The following is a 12,166-nucleotide window of genomic DNA, read 5'->3' on the forward strand; positions in this document are numbered from 1 at the left end:
ATGGCTGAGGCCGAGCAGGACGGTACGGACCGGCGGAACATGGTGGCGGCCTTCGTCAAGGAGGTCCGGGGCGGGGACGGCGGCCCTTCGAAGGTGGTGCCGCGCGCCTGGGCGGTGGGCCTCACCGTGCTCGTCGTCGGCGCGGGCGCGGTCGGCGTCGGCATGCTGGCCAAGGGCGGTCAGCACGGGCCGGCGAAGGCGTCCGCCGAGCACCCGGTGACGGCCACCCCCTCGCCGAGCGCCTCGACCGGCTCCGGCCAGCCGGCGCCCGGCACCCCGGGCAACGCGGCCCCGCCCCTGGCGAACACCGACACCGGTGCCGGCGGTTCGGGCGGCAACCCGCAGGGCCGGCCGGCCCCCGCGCCCGGCGACAACGCGCCCGCGCCCTCGAACAACAACGCGCCCGCCCCGGCCGGCGGCGCGCCGCTCGTACCCCAGAACAACCAGGCGGCTCCCGCCCCGGCCGCTCCCGCCCCCGCGGCCCCGGCGGTCCCGGCGCCCAACCTGGCGGCGGCCAAGTCCGCCGCCTACACGGCGGTGGCCGGCTACGGCTGCCCGTCCAACAGCCTCCAGGGCTTCTCCGAGGCCGGCCGGTACTCCAACGGCAGCGCCGGCTGGGTCAGCGTGGGCAGCGCCGGCTGGGCGCAGGACGGCTGCAAGGGCCAGTTCGACGCGATGCCGATGTCGGGCGACGCGAAGGAGGACGACCGGAGCAACTACGCCCTGTGGACCTTCTCCCCGGGCGCGGCGGGCCTGCGCACGGCCACCTGCCAGGTCCAGGTGTACACGCCCAAGGACGGCGACATCACGCACGTCGGCGGGGAGCCGGCGCACTTCGAGGCCTACGGGTCGTCCAGCCTCTCCTCCGGGATGCTGAACGCCTTCGACGTCGACCAGCGGGGCCACCTCGGCGAGTGGAAGGACGTCGGCACGTTCAAGACCACGACCGGGGTGCTGATGATCAAGCTGGACAGCCGGGGCCTGGACTGGCACGGGAAGACGAAGACCAACGCCCACCTGGCGGTCGCCCAGATGCGGGCGACCTGCAATTGAGCCCTGTGGGTGCGGTACCAGGCCCCGAAGGGGTGCGCGCATGAGCAAGACGTGGGTCAAGGTCGCCCAGCGGGGCTGGGGCGTCCAGCGCAGCATCGGCGCGGCGGTGCGCACGGCCGCCGACGGCGGGGTCGTCTCGGTGATGCCGGGCGAGTACGCGGAGAGCGTGCTGCTGGAGCGCGGGGTCAGCCTGGAAGCGGCCGAGGGGCCGGGGACGGTCACGATCGCCCCGGCGCGCGGGCCCGCGCTCACCGTGGCCGGCGGCAGCCCCACCGTGCGGGGGCTGCTGCTGCGCGGCGCCGACCCGCGGGAGGCGGCCGTGCTGATCGGCGGCGGCGCACCCGTGCTGGAGCACTGCGAGGTGGTCGGCGGCCGGGTCGAGGTGGCCGGGCGGGCCGCGCCGGTGCTGCGCGACTGCGCCGTCCGCGGGGCGGTCGGCGTCGGCCTGCGCCTGGGCGGGGACAGCCGGGCCGTGGTCGAGGGCTGCGCGGTGGCCGACACCGAGGGCGTCGGGCTGCTGGTCGCCGAGGGCGCCGTCCCCGAGGTGCGGAGCACCAGGATCGGCCCGAGCAGCGCCCAGGGCCTGTACGTCGGCGGCACCGGCGGCGGCTCGTTCGAGGGCTGCGAGGTGACCGGCAGCGGTGGCGCGGCCGTCCGGGTGGCCGACGCGGCGGCCCCGGTGCTGCGCGCCTGCCGCCTGCACGGCAACCACGCGGCGGGCCTGCACGTCTCGGCCGACACCCCCGAGCCGCTCGCGGCCGGGTCGGCCGAGCCGGCCGAGGGCGGCACCGTGCTGACGGACTGCGAGATCACGGGCGCCGCCACCGTGGGCGTCCTCGCCGACGAGGACGCCCGGGTGCTGCTGCGGGACTGCCGGGTCTCGCGGACCGGCGGCGCCGGGATCGTGGCCGTGGACCGCAGCCGCCTGCGCCTGTACGACACCGTCACCACCGACACCGGCGACACCGGGCTGGCCCTGGGCCAGAGCGCCTCGGCGCGGGTCGAGGGCGGCGGCTTCCTGCGCGCCACCGGCAACGGCGTGTACGTGGCGGGCGAGGCCGAACTGGCGCTGAGCGGCAGCGAGGTGGCGGACGCGGGCTTCAGCTGCCTGCACCTGGGCGAGGGCGGCTCCGCCGACCTGGCCGACTGCCGCCTGCACGGCACGCCGGAGCACGGCATCAGGGTCACCGGCAACTCCCTGCTGAGCGCCGAGGGCACCACCGTGGAGCAGGCCCGGATGGCCGGGGTCTCGGTGGAGGAGCGGGCCGACGCGGTGCTGCGCGGCTGCACCGTACGGGCCACCGGCGTCGGCGTACGCCTGGACACCCGCCACCGCCCGCTGCTGGAGGACTGCGAGATCGCCGCCACGGCGGGCGCGGGCGTGGAGGTCGGCGAGCGCACCGGCGTGCTGCTGAACCGCGTCAGGATCCACGACACCGGCGGCTCCGGCCTGCTCGCCGCCGAGCGGAGCACCCCCGTGCTGGACGGCTGCGAGATCACCGACACGGCGGGCAGCGGCATCGTGGTGCGGGCGGGCGCCGACCCGCGGGTGCGGGCGAGCACGATCGCGCGCACCGCCAAGAACGGCCTGTACCTGGACGAGGGCGCGCACGGCCTGCTGGAGGACTGCGCGCTGTCCGAGACCGGCTACCCGGCCCTGTACGTCGGCGCGGGCGCCGATCCGGTGCTGCGCCGCTGCCTCGTCCACGACACCGCCGAGGACGTCGCGCTGGCCGAGCGGGCCGCCGCCGTGCTGGAGGACTGCCGGACGGAGCGGGTCGAGCAGGCCACCCTGCCGGCCGTCGGCGAGCCGGTCGCCCCGGGCACCCCGGCCGGGATCGCCCGGCCCTGGTCGCTGCCGGGAGTGACGGCCGGAGCGACAGCCGGGGCGACGGCGGGGGCCGGCGCGCCGGCGGGCGACGGCGAGGCGGACGGGACGGAGGAGCGGGATCGCGCCGAGGCCGAACTGGCGGCCCTGCTCGGGGAGTTGCACCGGCTGGTCGGCCTGGAGCGGGTCAAGCGCGACGTCGAGACCATGGTCAAGCTGATGCAGCTGGTCCGGCGCCGCAAGGAGCTGGGCCTGCCGCCGCCGCCCACCAGCCGCCACGTGGTCTTCGCGGGGAACCCGGGCACCGGCAAGACCACCGTGGCCCGGCTGTACGGGCGGATCCTGCACGCGCTGGGCATGCTCTCCAGCGGCCACCTGGTCGAGGCGGACCGCGGCGACCTGGTCGGCGAGTACGTCGGGCACACCGCGCCCAAGACCACGGCGGTGTTCCGCCGGGCGCTGGGCGGGGTGCTCTTCATCGACGAGGCCTACGCGCTGGTGCCGCACGGCCAGGGCGGCGACTTCGGCCAGGAGGCCATCTCGACGCTGGTCAAGCTGATGGAGGACCACCGCGACGAGGTCGTGGTGATCGTGGCCGGCTACCCCGGGGACATGCAGCGCTTCATCGACGCCAACCCGGGCCTGGCCTCCCGGTTCACCCGCACGCTGACCTTCGACGACTACCTCGGCCCGGAGCTGGTCGACATCGTCGCCCACCAGGCCGAGCAGCACCGCTACGACCTGCCGGAGCCGACCCTGGCCGCGCTGGCCGGGTACTTCACGGAGCTGCCGCGCGACGAGGGCTTCGGCAACGGCCGCACCGCCCGCCAGGTCTTCCAGTGGATCACGGAGCGGCACGCCCAGCGGATCGCCGACCTCGACGCCCCGACGGCCGAGGACCTGACCACCGTCCTGCCGGAGGACCTGCCGGAGTTGAGCGCGGCGGTCTGACGTACGGCGGTCCGGGGCACGGCGGTCCGACGCACGGCGCCCCGGGGCTCCCCGCCCCGGGGCACGGCGCCGGCGACCGGTCAGGCCGTCGGCCTCGGCGCGACCTCCGGGAGGATCGACCCGTGGTCGGCGGACGCGTAGGCCTGGCCCGCCAGGTCCAGCCGGGCCAGGTAGACGCCGTAGATCTCGACGGCGTCGGCCACCTGGCGCAGCGCCGTCTGCAGCTCGGGGTTGATGATCGGCGCGAACTTCTGGGCGGCCTTCTGGACGCCCTTGTCCGGGATGGGCCCCGTCCGCGCGATCGGGCCCATCCCGCCGGCCATCCCCGAGTTGTCGTACCAGGTCCCGACGGGGGCGAACTCCTGGCCCCAGAAGGTGCCGCTGGCGACCACGGCGTCCACCTTGGCCTTGAGGGCGTTGTAGGCGTCCACCACCCCGGAGGTGGTGGACGCCCCGCTGACGATGACGGAGTAGACCGTCGACAGGTCCACCGAGAAGGACGCGTGGCTGGGCGGCGCGGGGGCGGTCCCGGACGGGCCGGTCCCGGACGGGGCGTTGGCGGGGTTCGTGAAGCCCTCGTTGAAGCCCGGGACGTAGCCGTTCTCCCACAGCATCTTCAGGGTCGGGTCGGCCGCGCCCCCGCCCGGCTTGGGGTCTCCGCCGCCGCCGTCCTCGGGCGACGGGACGTAGATCGGGGAGTTGATCGGGGCGACCACGCGGACCTCCGGAGCAGGGAGCGGGCAGTGAACAGGGCCATCCTCGCCCACCGGCCGCCCGGGGCGGGAGGTCCCCGTTCGGGGACGCCGGGGGGACAGAAAGCGGGTCTGTCCCGCCCGTCCGGCCGCTGCCTAGACTCCGCAGGGCCGACGTGCGTACGTGGACCAGCCGTACGCGGATCGGGCCGGGCCGGACCGGTGCGGACCGGCCGAACGACGAGCCCCCGGGGAGCGCCTGCCGTGGCCTACACCTTGCAGGAATTCAAGGTCGACCTGCAGCAACTGCTCGAAGCGTCCGGCACGCTGGGCGCCGAGAGCGAGAACATCAAGGGGGAGATCGACGCGATCGCGACGGCCCTGGCACCCCTGGAGACCGGCTGGATCGGCCCGGCCGGCACCTCCTTCGCCGCCATCACCAAGGTCTACAAGGACGACATGGTCGACCTGCAGAACCTGCTCGACGAGATGACCAGGCGGATGCGGTCGGCCTACCGGATGTACCACGACATGGAGCTGGCCAACTACAACAACGTGCGCGCCTGATGAGCGTCGACCCCGGCGCCGGCACCCCCGCCCCGGCCACGCCCGACTACGACACGGTCAAGCTCACCATCCCGCTGCACGAGATGGCGGCCGCCAAGACCACCGTCGAGACCTCCCTGAACAGCATCCTGGACAGCCTGGTCACGATCGAGCAGACCCTCGCCGACCTCAAGCTGGGCTGGGCGGGACAGACCGCGGACCAGGCCAAAGCGATCTTCGACCAGTGGAACGCCTGCATGGCGGAACTGGTCGGGACCAAGACCAAGGCCAAGCCCGACGGCGCGGACGGGGTCTTCCAGCGGCTGATGATCGCCGTGGGCAGCGCGGCCGCCAACTACGACCACGCCGAGGACTTCATCGTCACCAAGCTCTTCGCGCCGCTCACCGCCGCCATCGGCGCCCCCTCGACGGGCACCGGCGACCCGAACGCCTACAACCCGCCGCCGAAGGACCTCGTCAACGACAAGAGCAACACCGTGGTCGCCGAGATCTTCTGACCCGCCCGACCCCCGCCCCGGCCCCGGCGCGCCCCCGCGCCAGGGCCCGCCGCACCACCGCCGCAGTCGAGCACCGAGAGGCACAACCAGGTGAGCAGGATCCCCTTCCACCGGCCCACCCGCGCCCTGCCGCCGGCCCTGCCCGACCAGCGCGTGGTGCTGCCCGCCCCGCCGCAGACCCCGCAGGGCGCCAACTCCTCGGCCAGCACCTGGCTCTCCCTGCTGCTGCCGCTGATGAGCAGCATCAGCATGGCCGCCTACATGGTGATGTACCGCAACCCGCTGCTGATCGCGCTGGGCGTGGGCTTCGTGCTGATCTCGATCGCCGCCACCCTCGCCGTCCGCCACCAGATGCGCAGCGCGACCCGGCAGACCAAGGACCGCCAGCGCGAGCGCTACCTGCGCTACCTGACCGACGTCAAGAAGACGGCCCGCCAGGTCGCCGACAGCCAGCGGCTGGCGGCCGGCTGGCTGCACCCCTCGCCGGAGCGGCTCTGGGCGCTCGCCGAGCGCCGCCGCCGGGTCTGGGAACGGCGCGCCACCGACAAGGACTTCCTGCAGCTGCGCCTGGGCCAGGGGCAGGGCCCGCTGGCCACCCCGATCCAGCTCGGCACCCGCAACGACCCGCTCGCGGAGTACGACGAGCAGACCCACGCCGCCGCGCAGCGGGTGGTCGACCAGGCCGGTACGGTCGGCCGCCAGCCCGCCCTGGTCGACCTGGTCAGGACCGGCGTGCTCAGCCTGCTCGGCCCCGCCGACCGGACTAGGGCGCTGGCCCGCTCGCTGCTCTGCCAGCTCGCGGTGCTGCACGCCCCCGACGACGTCACCGTCGTGGTCTGCACCGGCGGCGACCCCGACTGGGAGTGGGCCAAGTGGCTCCCGCACACCCACGAGACCGGCGCCCCGAGCCCGGCCGGTGTGGTCCCGCTGGTCGCCGCCGAGTTCGAGGCGCTCGCCGACGCCCTGGAGGGCGCGATCACCCGCGCCCAGGCCGAGCGGACCACCCGCCGGCCCGTCCTGGCGGGAGCCCCCGCCCCGGTGATGCGACGGCTCGTCGTCCTGCTCGACCCGTACGACCCGGCCGCCGCCTGGGCCCGCGGCCCGGTGGCCACCTCCCTGCTCGAATCGGCCGGGCCCGACCTGGGCATCACCGTGATCTGCCTGGTCGGCGCCGAGCGCGACGAGCCCACCCGCACCGAGGTGCGCGCCCGGGTGGGCGAGGACGGCTCGCTGGTCCTGGAGGGCCGCAACACCGAGCTGTACAGCCGGGTCGAGGGGGCCGTCGCGGACGCCCCCGCCCCGGAGCTCTGCGAGCTCACCGCGCGGGCGCTGGCCCCGCTGAGCCTGTCCGAGGAGCCCGAGCAGCTGCTGGCCCGCACCATCACCCTGCCCGAGATGCTCGGCACCCCCGACGTGGCCGCCTTCGACCCGTCCGTCAGCTGGATCCCGGCCGGCGACGAGCGGCTGCTGCGCCTGCCGATCGGCCTGTCCGGCGAGGGCGACCCGGTGCTGCTCGACCTCAAGGAGTCCGCCCAGGGCGGCATGGGCCCGCACGGCCTGATCGTCGGGGCCACCGGCTCCGGCAAGAGCGAACTGCTGCGCACCATGGTCACCGGGCTGGCGATGACCCACTCCCCGGAGCTGCTCAGCCTGGTGCTGGTCGACTTCAAGGGCGGCGCCACCTTCGCCGGCGTCACCGGACTGCCGCACGTGGCCGGCCTGATCACCAACCTCGCCGACGACCTCTCCCTGGTGGACCGGGTCCGCGCCGCCCTCCAGGGCGAACAGCAGCGCCGGCAGCGGCTGCTGCGCGCGGCCGGGAACGTCGACTCGCTGCGCGAGTACCAGCTGCGCCAGGCGGCCGGGCAGTGCGACGTGGACGGCAAGCCGCTGGAGCCGCTGCCCTACCTGCTGATCGTGGTCGACGAGTTCGGCGAACTGCTCTCCCAGCGCTCCGACTTCATCGACCTGTTCGTCCAGATCGGCCGGGTCGGCCGCAGCCTGGGCATGCACCTGCTGCTGGCCACCCAGCGGCTGGAGGAGGGCCGGCTGCGCGGCCTGGAGTCGCACCTGTCGTACCGCGTCTGCCTGCGCACCTTCAGCGCCGCCGAGAGCCGCGCGGTGATCGGCACCCCCGACGCCTACCAGCTGCCCCCGATCCCCGGCTCCGCCTACCTCAAGGTGGACGAGTCGGTCTACCAGCGCTTCCGGGTCGCCCACATCTCCGGCCCGTACCAGGAGCCCGGCGCGGGCGAGGACGGCGCCGCGGCCGGCCTCCCGGTCGTGCCCTTCGAGCTGCGCACCGCGCCGCAGGAGGAGCCCGAGGAGCCCGCCGAGTCCCAGCCGCCGGCCCTGCCCGCCGGCCCCACCGAGATGGAGGTGGCGGTCGACCAGGTCTGCCGGTTCGGGCAGTCCGTGCACCAGGTCTGGCTCGCCCCGCTGCCCGCCGCGATCCCGCTGGACAGCCTGATCGGCCCGGTCTCCGAGCAGCCGGGGCGCGGCCGCCAGGCCGGCCTGTGGCCCGGCACCGGCCGGCTCGCCTTCCCCGTCGGCGTGCTCGACCTGCCCCTCCAGCAGCAGCAGCTGCCGCTCCAGTTCGACTTCGAACGCGTCCACGGCAACCTCGCCCTGGTGGGCGCGCCGCAGACCGGCAAGAGCACCCTGCTGCGCACCACGGTGCTGTCCGCGATGCTCACCCACACCCCCGACGAGGTGCAGTTCTACGGACTGGACTACGGCGGCGGCAGCCTCGGCCCGCTGGAGGCCGCCCCGCACGTGGGCGCCGTGGCCGGGCGCCGCGACGAGCAGCGGGCCCGCCGGGTGCTGGCCGAGCTCGGCCTCCTGGTCGCCGCCCGCGAGCAGCTCTTCGGGGAGCTGGGCGTCGACTCGGTGGCGGCCTTCCGGGCGCTGCGCAAGGCCGACCGGCTGCCGGCCGGGACCCGGGCCGCCGACGTCTTCCTGCTGCTGGACAACTGGGGCGCGATCCGCACCGAACTGGAGGGCGCCGAGGCCTCGGTGCTGGACATCGCCTCCCGGGGCCTGGGCGTGGGCGTGCACGTGATCGTCACCGCCAACCGCTGGGCCGACATCCGGCCGAACCTGCGCGACAGCTTCTCCGGGCGCCTGGAGCTGCGGCTGAACGAGCCCACCGAGTCGGAGGTCAGCCGCCAGGCGAGCCGGCAGGTCCCCAACATCCAGGGCCGCGGCATCGTGTCGCCCGGCGTGCTGTACCAGGCCGTGCTGCCCCGGCTGGACGGCCGCGAGGGCACCGACGGCCTGGCCGAGGCCCAGGAGGACGCGCTCGGCAAGATCGCCGCCTCCTGGCCGGGCGCCGGCGCCCCGCCGGTGCTGATGCTGCCCGACCGGGTGCTGCTCGAGGACCTCGACCCCGCGGGGACGGCCGGCTTCGCCGCGGACGAGGTGCCGATCGGCGTCGGCGAGCGCGACCTGGCGCCGGTCGGCCTGGCGATGGGGCCGGGCGACCCGCACTTCCTGGTGTTCGGCGACGCCGGCAGCGGCAAGTCCGCCTTCCTGCGCACCTGGATGGCCGCCACGGCCGCCCGGAGCACCGCCTGGGAGTCCCGGTTCATGGTGATCGACTACCGGCGCAGCCTGCTGGACGCGGTGCCGGAGGACTACATCGGCGCCTACGCGGGCGACGCGGCCGCCGCCGAGGCCTACGTCGACCAGCTGGTCGCCAAGCTGGCCGAGCGGATGCCGCCGCCCGGCATCACGGCCGCCCGGCTCCGCGCCCGGGACTGGTGGGACGGTCCCGAGCTGTACGTGGTGGTGGACGACTACGACCTCGTCGCGGTCGGCCACCAGTCCCCGCTGGCCAGGCTCGCCGACTACGTCACCCAGGCCCGTGAGATCGGCCTGCACGTGGTGCTGGCCCGCCGGGTGGCCGGGGTCGGACGCCCGCTGATGTCCGACCCGCTGCTCTCCCGGCTCAAGGACCTCGGCACCGGCGGCCTGATCCTCTCCGGCGACCCGCGCGAGGGCGTCCTGCTGGGCGACCAGCGCGCGGCCCAGCGCCCCCCGGGCCGCGGCGTCCTCGTCCGGCGCTCCGGACCGGCCAGGCTGCTCCAGGTCGCGCTCCGCGAGGAGGAGCCGGCCTGACAAGCCGGGCTCCTCCCACCGGGCCGGGGGCTCTCGCAGCCCCCGGCCCGTTCGTACCTTCCCGCCCGCGCTCTCCGCGGCAGTTGCTTCGAGGTGGATCCCCGATGGCCGACAACGGCTTCAGCATCAGCGACATCTACGCCCTGGGCAACCAGTGGATCGAGCTGGGCAACACGGTGTACGCGGCCCGGTACGGCACCAGCATGGCCATGGACAAGTTCCAGTGGACCGGTGACGGCATGGTGGCCGCGCACGACGCCTGGAACCTCGTCGGCAACAGCGTGCTCGACCCGGCGGTCACCACCTGCTGGAAGATCGGCGACGCCATCAACGACTACGGCCGGGCGCTGGAGAAGATCATGGCCGCCGAGCAGAAGGCCGCCAACGCGGCCGGGCTGGCCAGCATCATCGCCACCATCCTCGGGTTCGTCCTCCCGTTCGGCCTGGGCTTCCTGGCCAGGCTGATCGCGCCGCTCCTCGACACCCTCATCACCCTCATCACCAACATCCTGAGGACGATCGGCGAGAGCCTGCAGACCATCCTCAACATCGGCGCCTTCATCGGCGGCGCCGTGGCCGGCGGCCTGCTCCAGCTGGGCACCGACCTGCTGGCCCAGCTGATCGCCGACAAGATCTACGACGTCCCGTTCGAGATCGACTGGGCGGCCGAGGGCATGAGCATGGGCTTCGGGGCCGTCTTCGGCGGCCTCGGGGGCCTGGCCGGTCTGCGCGGACCGAAGGAGGTCGGGATCGGCGGCGGCCCCAAGGGGGTCGGGGGCAAGGGCGTGACCCCGCCGAAGGTCGACCCGCCGGGTGTGAAGCCCCCGGTCACCGAGCACGTCCCGCTGCCGGGGCGCGGCTCCGTGCCGCTTCCGGAAGGGCCGGGGTCCATCGGCGGAGTCACCCCGGGCGGCATCGGCAAGGTCCCGCCGCCGGAGCTGTTCCCGGGCGGCGGCAAGCCGCTGGGCGCCGAACCGGGCAGCGTGCCGCCGGGACGCTCGCCCGTCGCCCCCGGCGGGGTGGAGCCCCCCAAGACCGGGATCCCCCACGAGGCCCCCGGCAGCACCCCGCCCGGCCCGCCCAGGACCACGACGCCCGGCCGGGGCCCCGAGCCGGTGACCCGGGAGCCCGGCCAGCTCAACCCGTCGGGAACCCACCAGCCGACCCCCGGCGGTCAGGTGAAGCCCGGGACCGGAGTGCACGAGCCCGGGGCGGGCGGGATCGGCAACGTCGCCCCGCCGAAGAGCACCGGCGGCCAGATCGGCGGCCAGGAGACGCACGGGCCGCTGGGCGGCAAGGACGGCTCGCTGCCCGACGCCACCTCGCGCTCCGTCAACGAGACGGGCGGGAACGGCGGTTCGCGCGGCACCGTCAACGGCAACGGCACCGGCAATGTCACCCGCCCCGGCCCGAACGAGCAGACCCCCGGCCACTCGCAGTCCGAGACGCCCGTCGACAACCAGACCTACAAGGCCTCCTTCGACCGGCAGCCCGGCGGAACGCGGCCCGGCAGCGACGTCGGCGCCAACGGCCGGCCGTCCTCGGCCTCCGCCCGCGTCGAGGGCGACAACGCCGTTGTGGCCACGGACCGCAACTCGCTCTCCGCGAAGACCCCCGGAAACCACGACGGCCTCCCCGGGGGCAACAACAACCGGCCCGAGGGCGTGAAGCAGCCCCTCAAGGAGGGGGCGGAGGCGCCCGGGGGCACGCAGCGGACGGTCACCGGCGGCGGCACCACCCCCCGCGACACCCCGCTGGAGTCGATGCGGGACAACGGGAAGCCCGGCGGCTCCTCCGGTTCCGTGCCCAAGGGCAACGAGCGGACCAACCAGTCGACCGGGGGGCAGAAGCCCCTGCCGCGGGAACTGGAGCCCCAGGCACCGGAGAACAGCAACCGGCAGTCGACCGCCTCCTCGGCGCGGGAGCACGAGGGCAGCACCAACGGGACGAAGCAGACCACCTCCGAGAGCACGGCCCCGGGCAAGGGGGACCGGCCGACCTCGGAGCAGACCCGGCAGAACGGCCAGCAGGAGGGGACGACCGGGAAGTCGGAGGGTGTGGCGTCGAAGAAGCCCTCGACGCGGCCGTTCGGTGCCAGGAAGGTGATGACCATCGCCGACCTCCCCCCGGAGGGGGCGGGGCCGAAGAGTGGCGCCCCGGAACCGGGGATGCGACCCGGCAGTTCCAACGTGAGGACCCTCAACGACCTCCCGAGCGAACACGGGGCGGGCGGCTCGGCGAAGGGCGGGTCGTCGGGGGAGAAGCCGCTGGTCGATCGGGGTTCCGGGTCCACGTTGGACGGGAAGCCCGGTGAGAAGTGGGTGTCCCGGGATTCGGCTGATCGCAGGTCGATGACCATGGACGACCTGCCGGCGGATGGTCCGGTGAAGGGCGGGTCGCCGAAGGAGAAGCCGCTGGTCGATCGGGGTTCCGGGTCCACGTTGGACGGGAAGCCCGGT

The 12,166-nt window shown here is 74.9% G+C and carries 6 protein-coding genes and 1 pseudogene; 6 read left to right on the forward strand and 1 reads right to left on the reverse strand.

Translation table 11 applies throughout. The features are described 5' to 3' along the window. The gene (locus ACFVXH_RS23310) at positions 1-1,053 is read left to right on the forward strand and encodes a hypothetical protein (RefSeq protein ID WP_387826800.1); all 1,053 of its coding nucleotides are present in this window, start codon (positions 1-3) and stop codon (positions 1,051-1,053) included. 40 nt (positions 1,054-1,093) lie between these two features. Continuing rightward, a complete protein-coding gene (locus tag ACFVXH_RS23315; RefSeq protein ID WP_387826801.1) occupies positions 1,094-3,832 on the forward strand; it encodes a right-handed parallel beta-helix repeat-containing protein in 2,739 nt (912 codons plus the stop codon). Positions 3,833-3,912: 80 nt separating this feature from the next. Here the strand turns inward: ACFVXH_RS23315 and ACFVXH_RS23320 are convergent, their stop codons facing one another. Further along, positions 3,913-4,548, reverse strand: coding sequence for a hypothetical protein (locus ACFVXH_RS23320; RefSeq protein WP_049655550.1), 636 nt, complete (start codon positions 4,546-4,548; stop codon positions 3,913-3,915). Between the two features lie 240 nt (positions 4,549-4,788). On the opposite strand from ACFVXH_RS23320, the gene ACFVXH_RS23325 reads away from it, so the two are divergent. The 4 genes and pseudogenes from ACFVXH_RS23325 to ACFVXH_RS23340 form a co-directional block, all read left to right on the forward strand. Next, positions 4,789-5,091 (forward strand): WXG100 family type VII secretion target, encoded by a 303-nt coding sequence (locus ACFVXH_RS23325; protein ID WP_049655551.1) that lies wholly within the window; start codon positions 4,789-4,791, stop codon positions 5,089-5,091. After that, the gene (locus tag ACFVXH_RS23330; RefSeq protein ID WP_387826805.1) at positions 5,091-5,588 is read left to right on the forward strand and encodes a WXG100 family type VII secretion target; all 498 of its coding nucleotides are present in this window, start codon (positions 5,091-5,093) and stop codon (positions 5,586-5,588) included. Before ACFVXH_RS23325 ends, ACFVXH_RS23330 begins: the two co-directional genes overlap by 1 nt. 90 nt (positions 5,589-5,678) lie before the next feature. Then, a complete protein-coding gene (gene eccCa, locus ACFVXH_RS23335; protein WP_387826808.1) occupies positions 5,679-9,707 on the forward strand; it encodes a type VII secretion protein EccCa in 4,029 nt (1,342 codons plus the stop codon). A gap of 104 nt (positions 9,708-9,811) precedes the next feature. Next, positions 9,812-12,166 (forward strand): annotated as a pseudogene (locus ACFVXH_RS23340) (hypothetical protein); the annotation flags it as partial.

Source organism: Kitasatospora sp. NPDC058184 (genome assembly GCF_042883725.1).
Classification (GTDB): Bacteria; Actinomycetota; Actinomycetes; order Streptomycetales; family Streptomycetaceae; genus Kitasatospora.